The sequence below is a fragment of the Rothia sp. HMSC062H08 genome (assembly GCF_001810775.1).
Classification (GTDB): domain Bacteria; phylum Actinomycetota; class Actinomycetes; order Actinomycetales; family Micrococcaceae; genus Rothia.
Genome location: NZ_KV802665.1, coordinates 210,242 through 234,807, shown reverse-complemented (window position 1 = coordinate 234,807; position 24,566 = coordinate 210,242). Strand labels below are relative to the sequence as shown.

The 24,566-nt window shown below is 57.9% G+C and carries 20 protein-coding genes; 6 read left to right on the top strand and 14 right to left on the bottom strand.

What is annotated here, in order from left to right:
• The first annotated feature begins 252 nt into the window (after positions 1-252).
• From tatA to HMPREF2765_RS03620, 5 genes are all read left to right on the top strand, one after another.
• Positions 253-498, top strand: a complete 246-nt coding sequence (gene tatA / locus HMPREF2765_RS03640) for a Sec-independent protein translocase subunit TatA (RefSeq protein ID WP_005506024.1) — start codon at positions 253-255, stop codon at positions 496-498.
• 133 nt (positions 499-631) lie between these two features.
• A complete protein-coding gene (gene tatC / locus HMPREF2765_RS03635; RefSeq protein ID WP_049341219.1) occupies positions 632-1,513 on the top strand; it encodes a twin-arginine translocase subunit TatC in 882 nt (293 codons plus the stop codon).
• Between the two features lie 268 nt (positions 1,514-1,781).
• Entirely contained in the window at positions 1,782-4,850 is a 3,069-nt protein-coding gene (locus HMPREF2765_RS03630) for a DEAD/DEAH box helicase (RefSeq protein WP_070604289.1), read from the top strand.
• A gap of 244 nt (positions 4,851-5,094) precedes the next feature.
• Positions 5,095-6,273, top strand: coding sequence for an amidohydrolase (locus tag HMPREF2765_RS03625; protein WP_070604288.1), 1,179 nt, complete (start codon positions 5,095-5,097; stop codon positions 6,271-6,273).
• A 124-nt stretch (positions 6,274-6,397) separates the two neighbouring features.
• Positions 6,398-7,132, top strand: coding sequence for a polyprenol monophosphomannose synthase (locus tag HMPREF2765_RS03620; RefSeq protein ID WP_070604287.1), 735 nt, complete (start codon positions 6,398-6,400; stop codon positions 7,130-7,132).
• A 277-nt stretch (positions 7,133-7,409) separates the two neighbouring features.
• Here the strand turns inward: HMPREF2765_RS03620 and HMPREF2765_RS03615 are convergent, their stop codons facing one another.
• The 6 genes from HMPREF2765_RS03615 to HMPREF2765_RS03590 form a co-directional block, all read right to left on the bottom strand.
• Positions 7,410-7,748, bottom strand: a complete 339-nt coding sequence (locus HMPREF2765_RS03615; RefSeq protein WP_005506034.1) for an RNA polymerase-binding protein RbpA — start codon at positions 7,746-7,748, stop codon at positions 7,410-7,412.
• 189 nt (positions 7,749-7,937) lie between these two features.
• Positions 7,938-8,933 (bottom strand): SPFH domain-containing protein, encoded by a 996-nt coding sequence (locus HMPREF2765_RS03610; protein WP_070604286.1) that lies wholly within the window; start codon positions 8,931-8,933, stop codon positions 7,938-7,940.
• A 93-nt stretch (positions 8,934-9,026) separates the two neighbouring features.
• The gene (locus HMPREF2765_RS03605; protein ID WP_070604285.1) at positions 9,027-9,476 is read right to left on the bottom strand and encodes an NfeD family protein; all 450 of its coding nucleotides are present in this window, start codon (positions 9,474-9,476) and stop codon (positions 9,027-9,029) included.
• Positions 9,477-10,019: 543 nt separating this feature from the next.
• Entirely contained in the window at positions 10,020-11,090 is a 1,071-nt protein-coding gene (gene trpD / locus HMPREF2765_RS03600; RefSeq protein ID WP_070604284.1) for an anthranilate phosphoribosyltransferase, read from the bottom strand.
• A gap of 103 nt (positions 11,091-11,193) precedes the next feature.
• Entirely contained in the window at positions 11,194-11,547 is a 354-nt protein-coding gene (locus HMPREF2765_RS03595) for a HesB/IscA family protein (protein ID WP_049358261.1), read from the bottom strand.
• Positions 11,548-11,781: 234 nt separating this feature from the next.
• Positions 11,782-13,176 carry a M20/M25/M40 family metallo-hydrolase gene (locus HMPREF2765_RS03590; RefSeq protein WP_049327183.1) on the bottom strand — a complete coding sequence of 465 codons (1,395 nt, stop codon included), beginning with the start codon at positions 13,174-13,176 and terminating at the stop codon, positions 11,782-11,784.
• Positions 13,177-13,303: 127 nt separating this feature from the next.
• On the opposite strand from HMPREF2765_RS03590, the gene HMPREF2765_RS03585 reads away from it, so the two are divergent.
• Positions 13,304-13,933 (top strand): DUF3043 domain-containing protein, encoded by a 630-nt coding sequence (locus tag HMPREF2765_RS03585; protein WP_049349625.1) that lies wholly within the window; start codon positions 13,304-13,306, stop codon positions 13,931-13,933.
• 231 nt (positions 13,934-14,164) lie between these two features.
• Here the strand turns inward: HMPREF2765_RS03585 and HMPREF2765_RS03580 are convergent, their stop codons facing one another.
• From HMPREF2765_RS03580 to HMPREF2765_RS03545, 8 genes are all read right to left on the bottom strand, one after another.
• Complete coding sequence (locus tag HMPREF2765_RS03580; protein ID WP_049349627.1) at positions 14,165-14,821, bottom strand: DUF6318 family protein; 657 nt, start codon at positions 14,819-14,821, stop codon at positions 14,165-14,167.
• 455 nt (positions 14,822-15,276) lie between these two features.
• Positions 15,277-17,358, bottom strand: coding sequence for an AIPR family protein (locus tag HMPREF2765_RS03575; RefSeq protein ID WP_070604283.1), 2,082 nt, complete (start codon positions 17,356-17,358; stop codon positions 15,277-15,279).
• Positions 17,359-17,634: 276 nt separating this feature from the next.
• Positions 17,635-18,723 carry a quinone-dependent dihydroorotate dehydrogenase gene (locus HMPREF2765_RS03570; RefSeq protein ID WP_049341239.1) on the bottom strand — a complete coding sequence of 363 codons (1,089 nt, stop codon included), beginning with the start codon at positions 18,721-18,723 and terminating at the stop codon, positions 17,635-17,637.
• Positions 18,724-18,792: 69 nt separating this feature from the next.
• The gene (locus HMPREF2765_RS03565) at positions 18,793-19,584 is read right to left on the bottom strand and encodes an isoprenyl transferase (RefSeq protein WP_049341241.1); all 792 of its coding nucleotides are present in this window, start codon (positions 19,582-19,584) and stop codon (positions 18,793-18,795) included.
• 175 nt (positions 19,585-19,759) lie between these two features.
• Positions 19,760-20,611: a DNA repair protein RecO gene (gene recO, locus HMPREF2765_RS03560; RefSeq protein ID WP_070604282.1), complete on the bottom strand. Its 852-nt coding sequence runs from the start codon at positions 20,609-20,611 to the stop codon at positions 19,760-19,762.
• 174 nt (positions 20,612-20,785) lie between these two features.
• Positions 20,786-21,061 (bottom strand): hypothetical protein, encoded by a 276-nt coding sequence (locus HMPREF2765_RS03555; protein WP_049341244.1) that lies wholly within the window; start codon positions 21,059-21,061, stop codon positions 20,786-20,788.
• 403 nt (positions 21,062-21,464) lie between these two features.
• Positions 21,465-22,424: an L-lactate dehydrogenase gene (locus tag HMPREF2765_RS03550; protein WP_012903553.1), complete on the bottom strand. Its 960-nt coding sequence runs from the start codon at positions 22,422-22,424 to the stop codon at positions 21,465-21,467.
• Positions 22,425-22,713: 289 nt separating this feature from the next.
• Positions 22,714-24,255, bottom strand: a complete 1,542-nt coding sequence (locus HMPREF2765_RS03545; RefSeq protein WP_070604281.1) for an amidohydrolase — start codon at positions 24,253-24,255, stop codon at positions 22,714-22,716.
• Between the last annotated feature and the right edge of the window lie 311 nt (positions 24,256-24,566).

The window sequence follows — 24,566 nt, the reverse complement described above, 5'->3', positions numbered from 1 at the left end:
CCTTGACGAAACCGTAACCTGGGTCGAGTCAATCGAGGGACAATTCGACGCAGCGCAAGCGAACGCAAACCGAAAACTCCCACGAGACACCACCCTCGGGGTATTCACACCCATCACCGAGGCATACAATAACTACGAACAAGGTAAGCAGACACGCAGGTCTGAGCGGATCAAGCGACGGGTCTCCCGACGAGATCGACTCGGCCAACCTCAAAACATCGGAGACCTGCTCTAACAGAAAGGCACACCACCATGGGCCAGATTTTCAGCCACCCCGCGACCATCATCGTCGTTATCCTCCTCATCGTCCTGCTCTTCGGCGCACCCAAGCTGCCCGGCATGGCACGCAGCCTCGGCCAGTCCATGCGCATCTTCAAGACCGAAGTTGAGGGTCTGAAGAACGACTCCAAGAAGGACCCCCGCGAGAAGGACGGCGAAGAGGTCGTCACCGCTGAGGTCGTAGACAACGGCAAGGACGGCAAGACCGAAACCAAGTAACGGTCCCGCCACCGATGCACCAAACCCGTGCCAGCCCACCGGCCGGCACGGGTTTTGCGGCACCACCCCATAAACACCCCACCAGACCCCCTCAGCCGAATCACACACGGCACCGACACCCAGAGGACACCACGTGGCAACACCCGACCAGGACGTGCGCAACCGCAAAATCAATCCTGAAGCACGCATGGAACTCAAGGAACACCTGCGCGAATTCCGCGACCGCCTCATCAAAGCGGCTATCGCAACCATCATCGCAGCCATCATCGGTACGGTCTTCCTCTACCAGCCTTTCATCGAAATGATCTCTGCACCCCTGCAGCAGATCAACGCAGAAACCGGCCGCAACGCAAACCTGAACTACGGTAGCGTCGCATCTCCTTTCGACCAGCTGCTGAAGGTCGGTATGTACATCGGCCTGGTGATCGCCTCTCCCGTCTGGCTCTACCAGGCGCTGCGATTCCTGCTTCCGGCACTGCACACCAAGGAGAAGAAGTATCTCTTCGGCTTCCTCACCGCATCTATTTTCGCGTTTGCCTGCGGTGTCGCCATTTCGTACTTCACCCTCCCCGGCGTGGTCTACGCACTGCTGAAGTTCACCCCCGTCAACGAAAGTAACTACATTGACGCGGGCGTGTACATCTCCTTCATCCTGAAGTTCGTTGTGACGTTCTCCTGCGCGTTCATCATCCCTGTGATTCTGGTCGGCATTAACATGCTGGGCCTGATTCGCGGTAAGACCATCCTGAAGTCTTGGCGTTGGGTTGTTGTGCTCGTTGCGGTTATCGCAGCGCTGACTGCACCCGGTAGCGACATCATGATGATGTTCGTGCTCATGGCGCCGCTGCTGATTTTCTTCTTCGCAGCAATCGGCATCTGCATGATCAACGACAAGCGCCGCGACCGCAAGCTTGCCAAGCTGGCGGAGGGTTCGGATGAAGCAAGCCTGAACACCGCAACCAGCAGTGAAGACCTGGCGAAGATGGGTTACTTCGAGGACGAGAAGACTTCCTAAATTGAATAGCTCGCTTTGATCAACCTAGCCGAAAGGGGCGGGGTACAGAGAACCTGTACCCCGCCCCTTTCGTATGTTCCGCAAAAGCGTCTCGAGGCGCACAGACGAATTTTTACAACGCCCGCCGGTACATCCCGGCAGAAACTGAGCATAAACTGCGCCGAAACCGCGCAGCCGATGCGCTCGCTGTTCGCCCATACCGGATTAGTGCCCGTGCAGGATGCTTTCTGAAGGCTCGCGGCGGGCGAACCGTTACACTGGACATACTATGAGCAAGCACCACGCACAGCACACTTCTGACACACACACTTCTAACGCTTCTAACGCACAGACCCCGGCGGAGCAGACCGGCACCGACTACGCTGCCGCCTACGCCGCATCCCGAGAACGCGCCGCATACGCGAAGACCGTCCTCGGGGCTTTTGAGGCGTCCCTTGATTTTCCGCTGGATGATTTTCAGCGTCAGGCGTGTGCCGCTGTGGAGGCGAACCGCTCCGTCCTCGTTGCCGCGCCTACGGGTGCCGGTAAGACCATTGTGGGTGAGTTCGGTATCTACCTGGCGTTGCGCCGCGGCATGAAGGCGTTCTACACGACCCCTATTAAGGCGCTGAGCAACCAGAAATACCACGACTTTGTGCGCGCGTACGGTGAGGATTACGTGGGTCTGCTCACCGGCGATACGAGCATTAACACGGAAGCACCCGTGGTCGTCATGACCACCGAGGTGCTGCGCAACATGCTCTACGCCAACTCGACCACGCTGACCGGCCTGGGCTATGTGGTCATGGATGAGGTGCACTACCTGGCGGACCGTTTCCGTGGCGCGGTGTGGGAAGAGGCGATTATTCACCTTCCCGAGCATGTGAACGTCATTTCCCTGTCGGCTACGGTGTCGAACGTTGAGGAGTTCGGCGCGTGGCTGGATACGGTGCGCGGCGGCACGGACATTATTGTTTCGGAGCACCGCCCGGTGCCGCTGTGGCAGCACATGATGGTCGGTCACCGCGTGGTGGACCTGTTCGTACCCGAGGACAACTCCGCACAGGGCAAAAACCACACCCAGGGCAAGAACCAGGAGCCGGAGGAGAAGCTCTCCCGCAAGCAGGCGAAGAAGGCACAGAAGGCTAAGCAGCGCGGCGCATCCGTGGAGGCGGGCGCTAACCCTCTGCTTGCCGGTCTGCGTCTGAACCCGCAGCTGAAGGCGCTACGCCCCGGCTTCCGTTCGAGCCCGGGCCGCGGACGCTACGGCGGCAAGCGTGAACGTTTCCGTCACCGCCGTGAAGGCTGGCTCAATGAGACGTTCAGCAGCGGCGAGCGCGGCCGCTCGGACCGTCGTGACCGTTTCAGCAACGACCGGGACTTTGATGCGCGCGGTGAGCAGAAGCCCCTGCATCCGCAGCGCATTACCCGCCCGGAGATGGTGCGCGCCCTCGACAAGCAGGGCCTGCTACCGGCTATTTGCTTTATCTTTTCCCGTGCCGGTTGCGACGGCGCAGTCAGCCACTGCGTATCCGCCGATATTACGCTGACCACCCCCGAACAGCAGCAGACCATCCGCGCCTACATTGCGGAAGCGACCGCTCACCTGGACACCCGCGACCTGAACACCCTCGGCTACTACGAATGGCGTGACGGCCTGATTCGCGGTATCGCCGCGCACCACGCCGGCCTACTACCCCTATTCAAGGAGGTCGTCGAAACCCTCTTCGCCCAGGGCCTGATTAAGCTGGTCTTCGCCACCGAAACCCTCGCACTGGGCATCAACATGCCCGCCCGCACCGTCATCCTGGAAAAGCTCACCAAGTACAACGGCGAATCCCACGTGGACATCACCCCCGGCGAGTACACCCAGCTAACCGGACGCGCAGGCCGCCGCGGCATCGACATCGAAGGCCACGCCGTCGTCATGTGGCGCCCCGGCATGTCCCCAGAACACGTGGCAACCCTCGCCTCAACCCGCACCTACCCGCTGAACTCCTCATTCCGCCCCACCTACAACATGGCGGCAAACCTCATCGCCTCCTACGGCGCCGAACGCACCCGCAAAATCCTGGAATCCTCCTTCGCACAGTTCCAGGCAGACAAATCGGTCGTCGGCGTCGCCTCCCGCGTACGCAAAAACGAAAGCGCCCTAGAAGGCTACCGCGAAGCAATGGCATGCCACCTGGGCGACTTCACCGAATACGTCCAGCTCAGCCGCCAAATCACCGAACTGGAAAAGAAAGCATCCAAGAGCAACGAACGCCACGCCCGCGCGCAGGCACACCACAGCATCCAACAGCTACTGCCCGGCGACATCATCTACATTCCGCACGGCCGCTCCCGCGGCTACGCAGTCGTCATCACCCGCTCCGATTCGCACGCCGACCCGCGCATCGGCATCGTCACCGAGGACGCGCACCAGCGCACCGCCTCAACCCGCGATTTCGAAGGCGCCGTCGAACCGGTCTCACGCATCAAAATCCCCAAGCGCCTAAGCCTCAAAACCGCCAAGGAACGCCGCGACACCGCAAGCCGCATGCGCCAGGCACTCTACGACGGCCGCGCCCCGCGTGCGCTCGCACAGCAGAACATCCCGGCTCGTCAGAACAGCATTGACGCGCAGCTGGAGGCGCTGCAGGCTCAGTTGCGTAACCACCCGTGCCACGGCTGCTCCGACCGCGCGAACCACATGCGTTGGGCTGAGCGCTGGCAGAAGCTCAACTCCGAGACGGAAGGGTTGCGCCGCCAGATTGCCCGCCGCACCAACACGATTGCGCAGGTCTTCAACCGCATTGCGCGTCTGCTGGAGAGCTACGGCTACGTCGAACGCACCGAGGATAACGAACTGTCGCTAACCACCGGCGGACAGGCTCTACGCCGCATCTACGGCGAGCGCGACCTACTGACCGCTCTGTGCCTGGACGCGCACTTCCTCGACGGACTGGAACCCGCCGCCATCGCAGCAACCGTCGCCGCACTAACCTACCAGGGCAAGCGCGACGCCGTAGAATACCTGGCGCACTACCCGCACCCGTCCCTGCGCGCACCCATCGCGACAATTACGCAGCGCCTCGCCGACCTGAACGCAGCCGAAGAACAGTTCAAGGTCAACCCGACCCCCGCATGCGACTTCGGCCTGGTCGAACCCATGTACGCCTGGGCGAACGGCGCACACCTCGCAAAGGCAATCGAGGACACCGGCCTTGCCGCCGGCGACTTCGTACGCTGGGCAAAGCAGGTACTGGACGCCCTGGACCAGATCGCGCACATCCGTTCACTGGACCCGGTCATCCGCGCCCGCTGTGAAGAAGCAATCGAGGCGGTACGCCGCGGCGTAGTCGCACTCGACGTCTAACCCGCACCGTAGTGCTACACCGTACATAGTGCTACACCGCACCCGACCAGCTCGGGCCACCACCCCCGCGACTGTGTATTGTTCTGTACCATCTAAGTTCCGCCTCATCTAAGGACGAACGAACTACCACAGGCAGCGGGGGTGCTTCTATACTCAAATGAGACGCTCAGCTAAGCTACGCGAGCACAATTGAAGTGCCCGCCCCGTGTGCGCCTCGGCGCGCCTCAAAGGTGAAAGGAATCTAATGTCTACCCGTATTTTTGTAGATGGTAGCGTGTACAGCCCGGTCGACCCGTACGCAACCGCAATGCTCGTCGAAGACGGCTTCGTCCGCTGGGTTGGTTCCGACTCCGGGGCACGTTCAATTGCCGACGAATCAGCCACCATCACCGAACTCGACGGCGCCCTGCTGACCCCCGCCTTTGCGCGCGCACTGGCACCGGTAGCAGGAAAAGAAGCACCCGAAATCCTCGACTACCTGCAGGCATACCGCGCCGCCGGCTACCACACGCACACCCTACTCGCCGGCATGGAAGACGTACCCGACCTCGTCTCCGCACTCAGCTACTACAACGCCGAACACGGCGTACCCGACATCCGCCTCATCCTCAACGCCACCGGCGTAGAAACCGACGAACTAATCAGCGCCATCAAGGCACTACGCCCCCTCACCGAAGGCGAACGCGCCATCAAAGGCCTGCAGCTAGTCGGTATCTCCGTCGCACCCACCGAGGCACCCGCAGCAGCACAGGTAGCCGAAGACGCAGCACTCCTGCTCTCCATCGACGCATCCACCAGCTTTGCCGACGCAGCCGACGCAGCACTCACCGCACGCAAAAACCGCCCCTGGCTGCCCATCCGCCTCGACGCAGCAACCAGCACCCCGCAAGACCCCATCACCGACGAACACCTCATCCAACTAGCAGAAGCACGCATCAACCTCGGCCTGAGCGTCTGCGAACCCGAAGAAGACGAAGCCACCAACGACACCGTCCAGGCACTCCTCGCACACGCCGGGGGAGAAGCGCGTGAGTCTGTTGCCTCAGTCGCCCGCCGCGCAAACGCAACCGGCACCTCCATCGCCCTCGGCTCCGACACCCAACTCTACGCACCCGGCGCCTGGTCCCTCATCCGCGAACTCGTCAACGACGAACACGGCATCTCCGCACGCAGCGCCTTCGCCGCCCTCACCCGCGGCGTATACCGCCTAGCACACGAAGAAAACCCCTTCACCGGTCAGCTCACCCCCGACACCCCCGCATACGTAGCACAATGGCGCGTCGAAGCCCTCATGGTTCAAGCACCCGACTCCCGCGTTGCATCGTGGAGCACCGACCCCCGCGCTCGCATTCCGCTACTTCCGGTGCTGGATGAGGATTCGCCTCTGCCCATCCTGGAATCTGTTTACACTGAAAGTAACTAATTTTTTAGCTTGTCAGAGGCTTTTTATGGGGATAAAACCCCTCAATAATTCATCAATCTGAATGTTTACCCGGTATACTGGATATCTACCGGCCTTGTTTTATATGCACCTGTGAGGGAGTAATATGCGCGTTCTAACTGTCATCCCGACGTATAACGAGAAGGAGAACCTGCCCATCGTGGTTGAGCGTCTTCGTAAGGCAGCTCCCGAGGTGGACATTCTCGTGGTGGATGATAACAGCCCCGACGGCACCGGCCAGATTGCTGATGAGCTGTCGGCTAAGGATTCCCAGATTCACGTTCTGCACCGCACCGTTAAGGACGGCCTGGGCGGCGCATACCTCGCTGGCTTCGATTGGGGCCTTGAGGCAGGCTACGACGTTCTGATTGAGATGGACGCTGACTGCTCGCACCAGCCTGAGCAGCTTCCTTCTCTAGTTCGTGCTGTGGAGGCGGGCGCTGACCTGGCTATTGGTTCGCGTTACGTTCCCGGCGGCAAGACCAAGAACTGGCCGGCTCACCGCCAGGTTCTCTCTCGCGGCGCCAACCTGTACACCCGCCTGATTCTGGGCACCTCCATTAAGGACATTACCGCTGGTTTCCGTGCATACCGTCGTGACGCTCTGCAGCGCCTGAACCTGGACGGTATTGACTCGAAGGGCTACGTGTTCCAGGTTGATTTGGCGTGGCGTTCTGAGCAGGCCGGCCTGAATATTGTTGAGGTTCCGATTACCTTCGTTGAGCGTGAGATTGGCGCTTCGAAGATGGACGGCAACATTATCTTTGACTCCATGTCTAAGGTGACCCGCTGGGGTATGGCTAACCGCATTCAGAAGCTGAGGAAGGCTCTGGGCAAGTAAGCCCGCAACTTCTTTTCTTGCTCAGACGATTCTCGTACCTGAGATTTATACGAAAGACCGGGGCGGATACGTAACGTATCTGCCCCGGTCTTTTTATGCTTTCTGTAGCGCTCTTTCCTGACTCACGCCTGGCTCACGTACTGATCCTGACTCATGCACCGACGGAAGCCAGTACCACAACAAAGAAAAGGCCCGCTAAGAGCACGAGTGGTGCTTAGCGGGCTTTTCTTTACAGCGCGGGCTTCTACAGCGTTTCTACGGAGCCTCTACGGTGCTTTTAGAGCGCGTAGTGCTTGCGGTAGTATTCCAGGCGGTCTTCCAGAGTCTTTTCCAGCTCTTCGATGCTGCGGCGTTCCATGAGCATATCCCAGTGGGTACGTGCGGGCTTCTCTTCTTCGGCGTCTGCGGTGGAGTCGCCGTTGACGAGGTATGCTTCCTTACCGGACTTTGCGGTCCATACCGAGGGGATTTCTGCTTCTGCCGCGAAGGTCACGAAAACGCGGTCACCGTCAGCGGTACGGTATTCGACGCGCTGGCGGGGCGCGGGCTGTACGTTCGATTCGGTTTCCATCGACTGGGAACCCAGGCGCATACCGCGCAGGCTACGATCGCTCATTTTTCCTCCAGTGTCGTCGGGTGCGCTCTTTGGCGCTTTAGGCATAACGTTGGGCGGGGGAGAGCTATTCCCTCGAACGTTTACAAAACATCCATTATATCGGTAATAGTCTCCACCCGCCCAACGTGGTGGTGTTTATTCGGCGTGATTTTTGGTGATTCACGCTTTTTTATGCGTTAGATTTCGCGTTTAGCCGTTGATGCCGTAGCTTCCGGGTGCCTGCGGGGCGCTCTTGGGTGCCTCTGCTGCGGGCTTCTTCGGTGCGTCCGCAAGGTCGGATGCGGGCAGGGTGCCGAATGCGTTGCCGAGGCCGCGCAGTGCATCGCCGAGTTCGGTCGGGATGAACCAGAGCTTGTTGGCGTCGCCTTCGGCGAGCTTGGGCAGGGTCTGCAGGTACTGGTAGGTGAGTAGCTGCTGGCTGGGGTTGGATTCGTGGATTGCTGCGAAGACCTTCTGCACGGCTTCTGCTTCACCGTTTGCGCGCAGGATTGCGGACTGTGCGTCACCTTCTGCACGAAGGATCTGTGCCTGCTTTTCACCCTCTGCACGCAGGATGGCTGCGCGGGATTCACCTTCTGCGGTCAGAATGTCGGACTGCTTCTGGCCTTCTGCGGTGAGGATTGCGGCGCGGCGGTCACGCTCTGCACGCATCTGCTTCTCCATGGAGTCCTGGATGGATACCGGGGGCTGGATTTCCTTGATGTCCACGCGGGAGACGCGCAGGCCCCAGCGGCCAGTGGTGGAGTCGAGTACGCCTCGCAGCTCCGCGTTGATCTGGTCGCGGGAGGTGAGGGTCTGCTCCAGGTTCAGGCCACCGACGACGTTACGCAGGGTTGCGCTGGTCAGTTCGTCTACGGCGCGAATGTAGTTGGTGATTTCGTAGGTTGCGGCCTGGGGGTCGGTGACCTGGAAGTACACGACGGTGTCGATGCCGACCACGAGGTTATCTTCGGTGATCACGGACTGCGAGGGGAAGGAAACGACCTGTTCACGCAGGTCGATGAGGGGCAGCACGCGGTCAACTACGGGGATGACGATGTGCAGGCCGGGGTTGAGAACGGCGTGGAACTTACCCAGTCGTTCGACGATGCCGGCTCGTCCCTGCGGGATGACGCGCACGGTCTTTGCGAGCATCGTCAGCACGAAGAGGATGAGTAGAACCGTCAGAATAAGGCTGATAGGCATTGTTTCTCCTTATCGGTGAGTTATATGGTGTGTTCTAGGGCATCTGAATTGGCATTTGGAGCCGGTATTCAGATGGGTCTTAGTTTGTTGGTCTTAGTCATGGGGGAGAGGCTCTACGATTGCGGTAGCACCCTCAATGGCTCGTACCCTCGCGTGTGATCCTGCTACGAGCGTTCCGGAGGCGGTGCGCGCCGTCCAGGTGTCGCCAGCTAGTACAACCAAACCAGTTTCACTAGTCACATCTTGAGTGACGCGCACCTCAGCGCCAACGAGTGCTTCTGCATTAGTGATAGCTCCGGTGGCTGTTTTATTGAGTTTCTTCAGCAGCGGCGGGCGCAGGCCAAGAACTAAAATCAGGCAGATCACCACGAAAATAACGGTTCGAATCAGCATGTTATCCACGAAGGGCGATATTGCTGCGGTGATGCCTGCGCTGATCGCCAGCATGAGAAAGAACAGGTCGAGGCTGAGCATTTCTATGACGGCGAAAACGAGGGCGAGTGCAACCCAGAGTGTCCAGGGTGTCTCAAAGAGCCAATCCACGAGTTTTCTCCTTTGGTGTACATCAACCGGCGTGGTTGACGTTGGATCTGCACACGAGGCGACAGCACCTTCGTGATGCGGGGTATATCCATTATTTCAGGTGGATTGAGTGCTGGCGACAGTTCTGGTGACTGAGTGAGGTTAATACATGAACTGTTAAGACTTTATTTAGATACGGGGAATCTTTGGTTCATTCTAGACCTCCCTAAAAAGCCGATAATATACATTATGTAAAGTAGACCTATTTTTCACTACCCCACCGGCTGCTCACCGGTGCTTTCTACGCTCAGGCTGGCACGGGTCAAACCTGCGCTCCTCGCAGTGCGACTACACTGTTCCATCCGCGGTTCTGAGCTCCGCACGCCTCACACCTTTCTCTGCGCTCCGCGCACCTCAGCTAGCAGTACGCTCACATGCTCCGAACCTCAGGTTCCTCAGTATCTCCCGGTAAACGACAAACACCCGAGACGAGCTCACACCATTCGGTGCGCCCCATCTCGGGTGCCTATCATCAGCTACTGAGCTTCTTTATTCTGAGCTTCTTTATTCTGCGTGCTTGGAGCTGAACTCTACCCAGGCGTTGAGCACGCGCTCCGCTGCGCCGGATGCAATGGATTCGCGTGCATCAGCCAAAGCCTGGGTGAAACGGGTCTCAAAGCTCTCCCCGTTGACCGGGCGGTACGCGACCAGGCCAGCCGCAGCGTTCATCACCACAGCGTCGTGAATGGCGCGCAGCGGGCTCTTCGGGGACTCGCCCTCCCCCGCCAAAATTGCACGGAAAATGCCCGCGTTGTACTCGGCGTCGCCGCCTCGCAGCTGCTCCAGCGGTGCATTCTGCAGACCATACTCGGTCGGGTCAAAACGGTACTCGGTCAGTTCGCCGTCGACAGCCTCCCACAGGCGGCTCGTAGTCGCGATGGTCAGCTCGTCCAGGCCGTCATCACCGCGGAAAATCAGGGCGTGATCGCCGCGCTCCGCAAAGACGTGAGCCATCTTCTCAGCCATGACCGGGTTAGCAACGCCGATAGCCGAGGACTTCACGCGAGCCGGGTTCGTCATGGGGCCCAGGTAGTTGAACGCGGTCGGAATGCCTAGCAGACGGCGGGTCGGGCCCACGTGGCGCATTGCCGGGTGGAAAGTCATCGCAAACAGGAACGTGATGCCGGTCTCGCGAGCGCATTCGGCGACTGCGGGAATGGGCATGTCGAGGCGGATTCCGAGGGCTTCGAGGACGTCTGCGGAGCCGGATTTGGAGGTGGAGGCGCGGTTGCCGTGTTTGACGACGGTGGCGCCGGTGCCTGCGATGACGAGGGCTGCCATGGTGGAGATGTTGACGGTGTTTTGTTGGTCGCCGCCGGTGCCGACGATGTCTACGGCGTGGGGGTCGATGTCGACGGTTTCGGCTTTGGCAATCATGCCGGCTGCGAGTGCGCCGAGTTCTTCGGGGGTTTCGCCTTTGGAGTGCAGCGCGGTGAGGAAGGATGCGAGGATCGGCTGTTCGGTTTGGCCGGTCATGATGTGGTCCATTGCCCAGGCGACTTCGGTGTCGGTGAGGTTTTGGTGTTTGACGAGCTGGTTGAGGATGTATTTCCAGGTGATTTCGTGCGTAGTCATGTGTTAAGTGTAAAACCCCCGCCGCGTATCTGCATGGTTGGGTGCAGTATGCGAGACGGGGGTTTGTGAGGCGCGTTGCGCTTTAGTGGTGGGTGCCTTCGGTTTAGTGGAAGGAGTCACCGCATGCGCAGGAGCCTGCTGCGTTGGGGTTGTCGATGGAGAAGCCCTGCTTTTCGATGGTGTCTTCGAAGTCGATGGTGGAGCCTTCGAGGTAGGGCGCGCTCATCTTGTCGACGATGACTTCTACGCCGTCGAAGTTGCGGACTGCGTCGCCGTCGAGGACGCGCTCGTCGAAGTAGAGCTGGTAGATGAGGCCGGAGCAGCCGCCGGGCTGGACGGCGATGCGCAGGCGCAGGTCGGTGCGGCCTTCCTGTTCGAGGAGGGTGCGGACCTTGGTCTGTGCTACTTCGGTGAGGTTGACGCCGTGGGTCGGCAGTTCGGTGGTGGTTTCACTCATTGGTGTTGTCCTTTTGTTTTGTTGGTTGCCCGTGTGCGCCGCGTGTGGGTGCGTGTGGGCGTTTTAGCCTTCACGATACGCGCCTGGGTGTTTGATGTACAACCTAGGGTGTGCATAGTTCGCCGGGGGCGTGAGTCTTGGTGTGGGGGCTTGACATGTAATTCTGCTTCTAGGATACCGAAAAAGTGGGGGTTGGGGTTTGTGACCCTTCTCCCCCACTTTTTGTGGATGTTTCTAGCGAGCGCCGAGTGCGCTGAGCAGTAGCGCCTCCGCGAGGATTGCGTTCTTGAAGTCCGGGATGTAGAGGGACTCGTTGGCGCTGTGTGCGCGGGTGTCGGGGTCTTCTACGCCGGTGACGAGGATCTGTGCCTGCGGGAAGAGGTCCTTCAGGTCGGAGATGAACGGGATGGAGCCGCCCATGCCGGTCTGTACGGGTTCTACGTCCCAGGCGGCGCGCATTGCGTCGAGGGCGGTCTGTGCGCCGTCTGCGTCGACTTCGGTGGCGAAGGGCATGCCGGAGTCGACGGCGGTGTAGTTCGCCTGGGCGCCGTGGGGTGCGTGTGCCTTGATGTGTTCGGCGAGGGCGCGGTGTGCGTTTTCGGGGTTGTCGCCGGGTGCTAGGCGGGTGCTGATGCGTGCGCGGGATACGACGGCGAGGGTGTTGGAGGAGGTTGCGATGGAGGGGATGTCCATGCCGATGACGGAGATTGCCGGTTGGGTCCACAGGCGGGAGGCAACGCTACCGGTGCCTGCCAGGGGTACGGTGTCGAGGATGCCGGAGTCGTTGCGGAAGTCTGCTTCGGCGTATTCGAGTTCGGGTTCGGGGGCGCGGTGCAGGCCTTCGACGGCTACGGCGCCGGTGGCGTCGTGCAGGGTTGCGAGGAGCTGTGCCATGAGGGTGTGTGCGTCGAGCATGGGGCCGCCGAACATGCCGGAGTGGATGGCGTGGCTACCGACGCGCACTTCGATGTCGCCGGATGCGACGCCGCGCAGGCTGGTGGTCAGTGCGGGTACGCCGGCACGCCAGTTGGCGGAGTCTGCGACGACAATGTAGTCGGCGGACAGTTCCTCACGGTAGGTGTTGAGGAAGGAGACGAAGGAGGGCGAGCCAGCTTCTTCTTCGCCTTCGATGAAGAGCTTCACGCCGAGCTTGAAGTCCTCGCCGAGGGTTTCGTTGAGGGCTGCGAGCGCGGCGAGGTGCACGAGGATGCCTGCCTTGTCGTCTGCGGCGCCGCGGCCGTAGAGGCGGTCGCCCTTGCGGGTTGCGACGAAGGGGTCGGTGTCCCACAGGTCGAGGTTGCCGGCGGGCTGTACGTCGTGGTGGGCGTAGAGCAGGATGGTCGGGTAGCCTTCTGCGGCGGGGCGGGAGGCGATGACGGCGGGCATGCCCTGCTTTTCGGTGCCGTCGGCGGTGGTGTAGGTGGCGCGTTCGATACGTACGTTGTTGAAGCCTGCCTTGGTTGCGAGCGCGGCGACTGCCTCGGCGCTGCGGTCTACCTGGGTGAGGTCGTGCGATTCCCAGGCGATGGAGGGGATGGCAACGAGCTCGGTGAGGGTCTGCAGGGTTGCTTCGAAGTTTTTGGTGACGGCGTCGCGTAGGGCGCTGTGGTGGGTGAATTCAGTAGTCATGTTTCTACCTTACCCCCACCTTGACCCTGCCTTGGCCCTAACCGTCGGGTGGTTGGGGTTGTTTCAGTGGTTGGTGTGGGCTTGTGGGGGGCGGGTTTGGTGTGTGCCGTTCGGGTATGATGGGAGGGTGTTTGGTCGTAAGAAAGAGAAGGCTGAAGCGGAAGCTGTTCAGCCGCAGGTTGTAGAGGAGCCTCAGGCTCCGGTTAATCCGAAGTTCACCCCGAAGAAGGGCCGTCCTACTCCTTCGCGTAAGGAGCAGCAGGCGGCTCGTCGTCAGCCTCTGGTTGTTAGTGACCGTAAGGAGGCGAAGGCTCGTGAACGTGAGGCGATGGCGAAGGCTCGTGAGCGTCAGAATGATGCGTTGATGGGTGGCGATCAGCGTTACCTGCCCGCCGTGGACCGTGGTTCGCAGCGCCGTTATATCCGTGATTATGTGGATGCGCGCCGCAATATTGGTGACGTCATGTTGTTTGTCATGCTGGCGTTCTTTATTTTTACCCTGTTTATCCCCGGTTTCTTTGGTTCTGCTGAGGCTGCGGATGGTTTCCAGCGTATTACTACGTACGTCCTTTGGGGTCTGCTGCTGCTGTGGATTGGTGATTCCTGGATTCTGTGGCGTGGCCTGAAGAAGAAGGTAATTGCGAAGTTCGGCGAGATGGAGCCTCGTTCCGGTATGTATACGTATAACCGTGTGATGGTTCCGCGTCGTATGCGCCGCCCGGTTCCGATGGTGAAGTACGGCGAGTACCCGCACTAAGTCGTTTGTGCCCTGTAGTGTGGCTCCCTGGTGGCTCTGTGGCTCTGGGGGTTGCGCTTGTTGGGTGTGGGGAGAGGTCCTGAGTATTCTCGGGCCTCTCCCCTATTTTTTATGCCCGCTAATCCTCCATACGCGAAAAGCCACATGTGTTTCGAGAAGCCACTTCTTTGGTGGCTTTTCGAAACACATGTGGCTTCTGGACATATATGTCGCGGCTGGATACCGGTACGACTAGGCTTCGATTCGAGAGTAGAGAATCTGCCATTTACCGTCGCGGTGTTCGAGGGCGAACGTGTAGATTTCTTCTTCCTTGTCGCTGCTCCAGGTTTCTTGGCGGCCGTCGGGTTCCACCTCGGTGTGTTTGTCCCATTCGTGGAGGGTTTCCAGGTAGTAGGTTTGATGGTCGTCAGTCCTGGGTATGCCGGCGGGTTTGAAGTATTCGATGCCGTCGATGACCCAACCGCCGCGCTGGTAGAGCGCTTCTACTTCCTTGTAGATTTTGAGTTCTCCGTCGTTTGAGGTGGAGAGGAATTCGCGTGCTTTGCTGTAGTCGCCGGTTTGGACGCCGTAGTTAATCCACTGGTTCCAGGCGTCCATGGTTTTGAGGAGGCCGTCGGCGGTCTTTGCACGGTAGCCGTCGTCGGGCGCGTTGGGCTTGGGGACGTTTTGGGCGGGGCCTTTGGCGTCTGCTTTGCGGTATTCGCCGCTACCGGCATTGTTGCCGGCGCTACTGCTTGGGCTACTGTTGGCCGCGGCTGCGCCGGATGCGGTGGATCCGTCTCCTGCAGTTGTGATGTCGTGTGGGGCGCAGGCGGCGAGGAGGGTGCTGAGGCTGATGAGTGTGCCGCCGGTCAGCATTGAGCGGCGGTTCAGCGTGTTGGGGTTCATGGTTAGTCCTCCACATCGTTGTAGTGCATGGTCTCCCACTTATCTCCATTATGCGCGAGCGCGCGCTGGGAACCTGTCATTGTTCTTACCCTCTGGGTGTGTGGCTTTCTATCTTGTGGAAAGATTACGAGGACTTCACTTTGGTGGTTGATTCAATCAACCATCGCTCGCCATTATGACGCAACTTAAAATCCCACATATTGTTATTTTGCTCGCTATTTTCCCGGGTTTCCCAACTACCATCCGGCTGAACGTACATCGCATAATGCCAATCACGATAAACACGCCAAGCATAGGTTTCCCCATCCTCACACCAGGGTGCACTGTCAGCAATTGAATAATTTCCTTATTAATACACATCATCCATTTAAATGCTTAATTTAAAACTAATGTTAATGGAAAAATATAGGGGTCTCGATTTTCCGGTTCAAACATCGAGACCCCTTCCACAATACTTATTTTTTAGAGATATAGTTCACAAGACCACTATTCTTATTGATTTCATTATTCTCAATATCTTTATTATTTTCTTTAAATTCTTGCAATGCCCTATTAAATCTCCTGTACGACCTCTCGTACAAGTCCTTAAAATTCTGCTCCTGATACATATCTAGATACATATCTAGAATCTCTCTAGCATCCTTCGAATTTCGACGTTCAGCTATATTTTTCAACTTATTCTTCTCTTCCTTCTTTTCTTCTTCCTTCTTTTCTTTGGGCAAATACTTTTTCTTATAACTTGGAGGCATTAACTCAATCAGTTCGATAAACATAGCATATATGATATGCCACAGATATCTTTCATGCTTGCCACGCTCCTCCCTACTGGGAATATTTTCTGGCTTTACATAACCAATTAGATCAACATACATCTTTGCAACCAAAAAATATGCCGCCCTATTATGATATTCCGAAAATATGTCTCGATGTTTATCAATTGAATCAATCTGATTAATTTTACTTGTCGTTAGGCGCCCAAAGTTACGAGCTGCCATATGTGGAACTTTAAGGTACACAGAACTGAATGACTTTAACAGAATATTTGCATCAACATATTTAGTATTAGGAGCGTAGTGCCTAGACTCACCAGATAGACTCTCATAAAGAAGCTTGCCGGCACTAATTCCCTTAAAATACTCTTCCAGGTTTTTATGGAATTCCCCTCTTGACTCAAACTGGATAGCCTTAACTGGATTTTGGGTATTAGTTGATCTAACAATATCAAGAACTAATTCATCATCTTCACTAACTACAATCCTCAAAGGTACATGAATCAATTCCTTAATATCTTCAATTTCTTTTAATATGGCATTAATTTCTTTCAGACATGCGTCATTAGCCTTCTTATATTTTTTATATTTGTCGCCACTAATCTCATTATTGCAAAACATTTCAAATAATTGAGAGTCTGTTTTTCCTCGAGCATCCAGCGGAACACTATCTTCAATTTTCTTCTTTTCATCCAATGCGGCACGGTAGTAGTCACTTAATATATAGCTAGTTTGGCATCCATTAACAATATTATAATCATATATGGACATGAGACCCTCATCCTTATTCACTTCTGCTCGATTCGCAGTAACTGTAACACCATTATTTTTTGCAAAGAAGTTCCGCCTTCCACTGTCAGAATCCAAGGCTTCTTTAATTGATGAATTGACATTTGTGTTTCCTTGGAAGCTACGCACATTCTTGTGGAAAACATTAATATTAATGTTATCCTCATCGTCATGGATTATCTTTAGATACTCACCTAATGGAAGGTAACCAATATAAACTTCATCAACTCCCCCACCTCCGGTTGACACTTGATAAAGTCCATCATATTTGAACTTTGTACTCTTTTTATCTTGTGTTACTTTTCTATATATAGACAGAAGATGTTCACCATCAATTATTTTAGATTCGCCATACTCACAACTATGAATATTACGTAACACCTTCTTAGCAGATTCATACCTAGGAAGAGCCCTCTTATCCACAGTATCATCAGTGAAGCTATCCGCCGCAGAAACATAGTATGCATATATTTTGGGCTTATTTTTTGGCTTTAGAATTTCCTCAACCATATTCTTCAATTCAATGAATTTTTGAATCCGCTGAGAAAACTTATCTAGATGCTTTTCATCTTCATTAAGAATGGCATCTATTCCCGATGTAAATGACGCGAAATTTGCAATAAAATTTTTGTTATCAAGAATATTTTTTGCCTGAACAAAAATATACTTTACATCAAATTCATCGTCACTGTATTTTAAACTACGGACATCAATTTCATCATTTACTACAACTCCATTGACAATAATTGATATTGCATCTACTCCTTGATCATCCCCTCCCCCACTATGAACACTTATTGGATCCAGCCGGTTATCTATGCTATGCATGGCAGACAGTAGATATCCTGTAAAATATTCAAATAATTTATCTTCATTTGATTCAGTAATTTTAAATTTATCAATAATTTGATTAACAGCGCTCTTTAGTAAAGTACTTTTTTCATATCGTTCGGTAGCTGTCACTTCGGTAGCTGTCACTTTTATTCTCCTTTGGATTATCGTGAGTGGTGCAATCGTCGGTGCTACACCACTCTGATAGTACTATCGCTCCAGGTCAGGGTGCAATCCACAACACACAAAACGCTAACAGAATCTCAGGTAAAAATTCAGCCCCCCTCCCTCAGATACCAGCACAACCACCCCTTACACGTTGAGAGGGCACGCAAAAAAGGGGCACCGCCTCCACCCCCTAGGGTAGAGAACGGTGCCCCTTTCAGTACGACAGGGAGCATAAAGCTCCCGCCCGTAAACCTTTTAGCGGCGAGCGCGGCGCAGCTTCACCAGGCCACGGTTAATGTGTGCCGCCCAGAGCGGACCCTCATACAGGAACGCGGTGTAGCCCTGCACCAGGTCAGCGCCAGCGTCCAGGCGCTCCTGCACATCCTCAGCGGTGGTCACGCCGCCAACGGAGATGATGGCGAGGTCGTCGCCGATTTCGCGCTTGAGCAGGCGCAGCACCTCGAGGGAGCGGGGCTTCAGCGGTGCGCCGGAGAGGCCGCCTGCACCAATTTCCTTGACCTTGGTCATGTCGCTGGTCAGGCCCAGACCGTCGCGGGCGATGGTGGTGTTGGTGGCGATAATGCCGTCCAGCTTCAGCTCCTTAGCGAGGGCTGCCACCTCGATAACGTCCTCATCGACCAGGTCGGGTGCGATCTTCACGGTCAGCGGTACGTGGCGGTTGGGGCATACGCGGTCTGCCTCTTCACGCACTGCGGCAAGCAGCGGGCGCAGCGACTCGATAGCCTGCAGGGTGCGCAGGCCGGGGGTGTTCGGGGAAGAAACGTTGACGACCAGGTAGTCTGCCTGCGGTGCCAGGGTGCGGGTAGAAATCAGGTAGTCCTCGATAGCGTTCTCAAGCTCAACGACCTTGGTCTTGCCGATGTTCACGCCGATGACCGGGCGTACGGCGCCGCGGTATTCGGTTTCGAGGTCTGCGCGGGCAGCAGCAACACGCGGACCTGCCGCTGCGGCACCGTCGTTGTTGAAGCCCATACGGTTGATGACCGCCTTATCTTCCACGAGGCGGAAGAGGCGCGGCTGGGGGTTGCCGGGCTGCGCCTGACCGGTAATAGTACCGATCTCGACGTGGCCGAAGCCGATACCAGCCAGCGCGGCAATGCCCTTACCGCCCTTGTCGAAGCCTGCAGCCAGGCCGAACGGCGAGGGGAAAGTAATGCCCATGACGGTGGTTGCCAGTTCGGGGGCGGGCTGGAAGTACTTGCGTAGCGCGCGGGTGATGCCGACGTTGCGCAGGGTCTGAACGCCCCAGAAGCCGACGTGGTGTGCCTTCTCGGGGTCCATGCCCTTGAAGAAGATGTTGAAGAAGGTCGGGTAGATGCGCATTTGTTCTCCCTAGTGTTGGAGGGTATGGGTGGTTTATGGGGCTATGAGCCGGGACTGTATGCCGGGCTGCTACTTGTCGTTGGCGACGGCGTCGACAGCGCCACCGTAGCGGCGGTCGCGGCGCGCATACTCTTCGACAGCTTCCCAGAGGGTGCGGCGGTCAACGTCGGGCCAGAGCACGTTCATGAAAATCATCTCGGCGTAGGCGCTCTGCCACAGCAGGAAGTTCGAGATGCGCTGCTCACCGGAGGAACGCAGGAACAGGTCAACGTCGGGCAGGTCGGGCTCGTCCAGGTACTTCTGGATGGTCTTTTCGGTAATGTTGCCGGGCTTAATCTTGCCCGCCACAGCGTCCGCTGCGATAGCTGCCGCCGCGTCAGCAATTTCTGCGCGGCCGCCGTAGTTCACGCACATGGTGAGGGTGCAGACGGTGTTGTCGATGGTTTCGCGCTCGCAGTGTTCGAGCTCTTCGATGACGTTCTTCCACAGCTTGGGTCGGCGGCCAGCCCAGCGGATGCGCACACCCCAGGTCTTGAGGGTTGCCAGCTGACGCTGCAGCACCTCGGTGGAGAAACGCATGATGAACGCGACTTCGCTGGGTGAGCGCTTCCAGTTTTCGGTGGAGAACGCATAGGCGGTCACGTACGGGATGCCCATTTCGATAGCGCCCGCGACAACGTCCAGCAGTGCCGCCTCGCCGGCGCGGTGGCCCTCGGTGCGGGGCAGGCCGCGTTCGTTTGCCCAGCGTCCGTTACCGTCCATGACGACGGCGACGTGCTGTGGAATGAACTTCTTCGGAATCGGCGGCGGGGTTGCCCCGGTGGGGTGTGCGGGCGGGGGTACGGGCTGGGTGCGTGCCATGTGTGCCTTTCTTCCCTGGCGGGTTCTCCCCCGGGGTCGTTTGCCTAAATATGCGCCAGATATAAACCTGGCGTGCTGTTAGCTATTTTACCGTGACACAGCGCGCATGGGCGGGTGCTTCGGGGGTTATTTTGCGTCCTGGTTGGCCCATGTTTGACGCATCGGCGTGCATCTTTTACGATGCAGGAATTTCTGCTTCGAGGGCGCTCGCCGTTTTCAGAGGGTGTTCGAGCAGGTTCTGGGTGGTTTTCAGGTAGAGACCCAGAATTTTGGAGGCGACCGGCACCGGTGCTGCGTCAATAGTCGCCCAGGCGCGCGGATCCGCCGATGCGGTAGCGAGCGCATAGCCGAGCTCTTCGGCACGCAGGCCGGTTAGGGGTGTGTCGGTGGCGGGTGCGCATTGGGGGCAGAGGACCGTGTGGTGCCCGTAGGTGTGGGCGGTGTGGAAGGCAATGTACCTGCCGCTTCCGCCTGTGGCGACGGGGGCATTACTGCCTGCCCCGTTATCGCCCCGGCTATCGGCGTTCACGAGCGGGTTTCCGCATCGGGTGCAGTTCTCACCGATGAGCGGCCAGCCGGCGGCGTTCATGCTACGCGCCAGGTAGCGGGTCAGAATCCTCTGCGGCACGTGTTGCCCGTGCGCGAGCGCGGCAAGCGCCCCATGGGTGAGAGTGTAAATATCGGCGGTGCTGTCAGTGTCTTTGGTGAGTGCTTCTGCAAGTTCAGCGATGGTGGAGGCGCACGTGTACGCATCGTAGTTAGCCATGATGGGTGCGGTGTAGGCGTGCAGGGTTGCCGCCTGGGTGATGGTGTGCAGGTTGGTTCTGCCGCGGCTGAAGGACAGGTCGGTGTGCATGAACGGTTCGAGTCGTCCACCGAATTTGGAGGTGGGTTTGCGTACGGCTTTGGCGACGGCGTGGGTGATGCCGCCGTCGCGGGTGAGCATGATGATGATGCGGTCGGTTTCGCCGAGTTTTTGGGTACGGAGGATGAGGGCGGCATCGCGCCAGGTGCGGGGTTCGCTCACGGGTGTCTCCGTTCTCGGTACATGCTCGGTGGGTATCAGGCGGGCGCTGAAGGCAGTAAGCGCTGAGTGCAGGGGCTGCACGGGTGTTGCGGGTACGGTTCGACCCCTGCCGTATTACCCCGCATAGGGGGTACCGGTCAGGGGTCGGTTCGTAACGTATGGGCGAGGCGCTATTTAGTCCTCGTACTCGATATCGTCGTCGTCATCTTCTTCGTCGTCGACCAGTTCATCGAGGTCGTCCTCGTCTTCATCACCGTAGACGCTCAGGGGGGTGACCTCGTTGTGAGCCTCGAAGAGGGCATCTTCGTAGGCTTCGAAGGCGTTGGCGATTTCTACGTACGCCTCATCGACGGCGGGGTCGTGCTCGCCGGTTCGGTTTACGACGGCGGTCAGGTGCGCCTCCAGCGCGTCAAGGAGGCGGGTGAGTTCGGTGCGAGGATCAATGCTCATGCCATTTATTCTACTACCTACAGGCCGATGGTGTGCGCCGGGCGGTCATACGGCGGTTTAAACGCGAAACTATGAACGGGCGCGACAGGTGAATCGGCAGGTAAATTCGGTGCCGTGAAGAGAACACCAAAGCCAGAGCGGTAAGCCCGGTTAGTCAAGCCAGGCTCGGCAAGCCAGGTCGATAAAGCCAGATTGGGCAAGCGAAGCATGCACGCGGCACATCAAGCCCCGCATAAAAACCTCACAGACACAGCGAACCCGCCGTCCCCAGCTTCCCCACTCCTCAAGGGAGCGGGTGCCGGGTGCGGCGGGTTCTTCTGTCGGTTAGCTCAGCTTGACGCTACGCCTACTGAATGTTTGCTTCTTGCGGGTTATGAGCCCGAGAGAATTAGAAGCCGGGTTTTTAGAAGCCCAGGGAAGCTGCGGATGCGCGGATTGCCTCAGCGGATGCCTTCAGCTGTGCCAGCTCAGCCTCGTTCATGGGAACCTCGAGCACGCGCTGGATGCCCTCACGGTTGACGATGGTGGGCAGGGACAGTGCAACGTCCTTGAAGCCGTACAGCTCGCCTGCAATGGTGGTGGAGACGGGCAGCACTGCGTTCTGGCCGCCGAGGAATGCCTCGGCGATACGTGCACCGGAGATACCGATGGCGTAGTTGGTGGAGCCCTTGCCCTCGATAACCTTGTATGCTGCGCGCATAGCTTCGGTTGCCAGTTCTGCACGGACCTCTTCGGTGAAGACGGGCTTGCCGTCCTGCTCCCACTCGGTCAGGGGAACCATACCGATGTTTGCTGCGGACCAGACGGGGAACTCGGAGTCGCCGTGCTCGCCAACAACGTTTGCGTGAACGCTCTTGATGGAGACGCCAGCCTTGTTAGCAATCAGCCAACGCAGGCGGGAGGAGTCCAGAACGGTACCGGAGGACAGCACGCGGTTTGCGGGCAGGCCGGTAATCTTCTGGGCCACAACGGTGAGAACGTCACAGGGGTTGGTGACGAGCATGATAATCGCGTTGGGTGCTACGGACAGAATGTTCGGCAGCAGCTTCTCGAGGATTGCGACGTTTGCGCCTGCCAGTTCGAGGCGGGGCTGACCCGGCTTCTGGCGAGCACCAGCGGTGATGATGACCATGTCGCAGTCGCGCAACAGCTCGATGTCGTCGCCACCGGTTACGGTTGCTTCGTGTGCGAACATTGCACCGTGTGCGATGTCCAGTGCTTCAGCGTGTGCACGCTTGCCGTCGATGTCGTACAGGACGATTTCGTCTGCGGAGCCGCGGACCATAGCTGCGTATGCGGTTGCGCTACCGACGCCGCCTGCACCGATGACGCCGAGCTTGGTGGGGTTGTTGACACCGTTCATTGCTGTATGCCCTCTTTTCGTGAGAGTTATCCGTGTGGTGCGAGAGGATTCTCGCGGGGTTTATTAGGAAGCGGGTGTGTGCCTCGGGGTTGAATTTCCTTGGATGGGCGTCCTTCCCCGGTGAGCTTGCTTCGTTACTTTCTATTATGCCGCAGATTCTGCGTTTTGTGTTGGGTTATTTTGCTTTTTTCGATGGGTGCTGGTGACTTTATGGGCTATTAGGGGTGTTTTTCACTCATAAAACCAAATAATGACCTTCTGACCTTTTGAGCAAGCTCACATGTCGCTCTCACATATCACTAAAGTAGCCCTCAACATCCACGGCACCGCCGGAAGCCTCAAAATCAGCACGAACCGCCTGCGCCAACTTGTCGTCAATCAGGAAATCCAAAGCCACAGACGCCAAACCGAACGCCGCATCCAGGGCAGCATCCACCGCCGCCGGAGTGTCCGCACAGTGCGCGAACTCCACCGTGTGCATACCGGTACCTTCGGGCGCAATCTGAATCAGCGGGTGAATACCGGGCACGCGCAGGCTCACATTACCGAAATCAGTAGAAGCCGCCAGGGTGTCACTGACCGTGCCAGGCGGGTACGGGTGGCGACCCACCGAACGCTGAGCCGAAACCCAACGCTTCAACAGCGGACGGTTCGTGCGCACTGGCATGGTCATCGGCGAAGAATCCCACGTCACCTCCGCACTCACACCAGCCATAAGCGCCGCACCGCGCAGCACCTCCTCAACCCGTCGCGACAGCGCACGCAAAGTCGGCGCGTGCTTAGAACGGATATTAATGTGCAGGCTCGCGGAAGCAGGAATCAGGTTCGGGGCGTCCCCACCGTGGTCAATAATCGCGTGAATACGGTCAGAACCGGGAATCTGCTGACGCAACAAACCCAAACCCTGATACGCCAGATTCGCCGCGTCCAGGGCGTTACGACCCATAAACGGGTGCGAGGAAGCATGCGCGCTCACGCCCGTGTAGGTCACGCGACATTCACGGCGACCCAACCACGCCTGATCAGCCACATCGATAAAGTAGGGGTGCACCATAATGGCGGCATCCACCTGCTCGAACGCGCCGGCACGCGCCATCAGCTCCTTACCGGCATCGGACTCTTCGGCAGGCGTGCCGTAATAGAGGACCCTACCGCTAAACGCCTCGGGGCCGGTGGCGAGCGCATCCGCCAGGGCAAGGAAAGCGCCCAGGCCGGATACCGCAATGACGTTGTGACCGCAGCCGTGACCGATGCCCGGCAGCGCGTCATATTCGGAGAGAATCGCGATGGTGCGGTGCTTGGCGGGGTCGTAGTCGGCGCTGGCGAGCTCCACCTTAAAGGCAGTATCCAGCCCGAAGGCGGGGTACTCGACGCTAAGGTTCGGGTGGGCTTCGCGGACGGCGTCAACGAGCGTGCGGGAGGCAAAATACTCCTCGTAGGCAGTCTCGGGATGCGCGTGAATCGCCTTGAGAATTGCGGTCAGAGAATCCGCGCGAGTGGCGACTGATTCGGCGAGGTCGCGGCGAATATGCGCCAGTCCGCTGTCATCGTCGAGGCGGTGCCCGTGATGCTTGCCGTGACTACGTTCCTGCTCGGGATGCGCATGGTCGGGGTGCTTGTGTCCGCGCTTGCGGCGGTGCTCAGCGGCACGCTTACGCTGCTCAGTTTCAAGGGCAAGGATCTCGGAATACTCGCTACCGCGCACGCAATCGGCATCGGGTGCGTCGTAGTGGCGGGTTGTTGCGGCGGGTCGGTTCGGTACCGTTCGACCGGAGTTGTCGGAAGTGGGCTGGGTGTGGGCGGCGGTGCCCTGTGCGTTCGCGTCAGTCATGCTTCTACGCTACCGTCTGCGCTCGCCGGGCGCTAGAGGGTCGGGCGTGATGGAGTCGAAAACACCCAAAAAGAAATTTGTGTCACATAAAAGAAATTTTGTATATATCCTAGGAATCTTTGATTCATTGGAGTAGCGTTAAGCACATGGGAGCGACAATCCAGCCGCACCCGTCACCATCCGGCGCTAGCGATGCGAATGCCGGCAGGACAGTTCACAACCGGTCCAAACCATGTCGTTTGGGCCTCTGTCAACGCTGTGACAGACCCATGGATGCGAACCGTACCGGCAAGCACACACCGCAGTGAGCG

Coding starts and splice junctions, on each gene's coding strand:
- HMPREF2765_RS03590 (WP_049327183.1), bottom strand. CDS start 13,176: ATGACTACTGAATTCACCCACCACAGCGCCCTACGCGACGCCGTCACC.
- HMPREF2765_RS03550 (WP_012903553.1), bottom strand. CDS start 22,424: ATGAACGGTGTCAACAACCCCACCAAGCTCGGCGTCATCGGTGCAGGC.
- HMPREF2765_RS03580 (WP_049349627.1), bottom strand. CDS start 14,821: ATGAACCCCAACACGCTGAACCGCCGCTCAATGCTGACCGGCGGCACA.
- HMPREF2765_RS03565 (WP_049341241.1), bottom strand. CDS start 19,584: ATGGCACGCACCCAGCCCGTACCCCCGCCCGCACACCCCACCGGGGCA.
- HMPREF2765_RS03545 (WP_070604281.1), bottom strand. CDS start 24,255: ATGACTGACGCGAACGCACAGGGCACCGCCGCCCACACCCAGCCCACT.
- HMPREF2765_RS03595 (WP_049358261.1), bottom strand. CDS start 11,547: ATGAGTGAAACCACCACCGAACTGCCGACCCACGGCGTCAACCTCACC.
- HMPREF2765_RS03555 (WP_049341244.1), bottom strand. CDS start 21,061: ATGAGCATTGATCCTCGCACCGAACTCACCCGCCTCCTTGACGCGCTG.
- HMPREF2765_RS03570 (WP_049341239.1), bottom strand. CDS start 18,723: ATGCGCATCTACCCGACCTTCTTCAACATCTTCTTCAAGGGCATGGAC.
- HMPREF2765_RS03610 (WP_070604286.1), bottom strand. CDS start 8,933: ATGCCTATCAGCCTTATTCTGACGGTTCTACTCATCCTCTTCGTGCTG.
- trpD (WP_070604284.1), bottom strand. CDS start 11,090: ATGACTACGCACGAAATCACCTGGAAATACATCCTCAACCAGCTCGTC.
- HMPREF2765_RS03625 (WP_070604288.1), top strand. CDS start 5,095: ATGTCTACCCGTATTTTTGTAGATGGTAGCGTGTACAGCCCGGTCGAC.
- tatA (WP_005506024.1), top strand. CDS start 253: ATGGGCCAGATTTTCAGCCACCCCGCGACCATCATCGTCGTTATCCTC.
- HMPREF2765_RS03630 (WP_070604289.1), top strand. CDS start 1,782: ATGAGCAAGCACCACGCACAGCACACTTCTGACACACACACTTCTAAC.
- HMPREF2765_RS03620 (WP_070604287.1), top strand. CDS start 6,398: ATGCGCGTTCTAACTGTCATCCCGACGTATAACGAGAAGGAGAACCTG.
- HMPREF2765_RS03615 (WP_005506034.1), bottom strand. CDS start 7,748: ATGAGCGATCGTAGCCTGCGCGGTATGCGCCTGGGTTCCCAGTCGATG.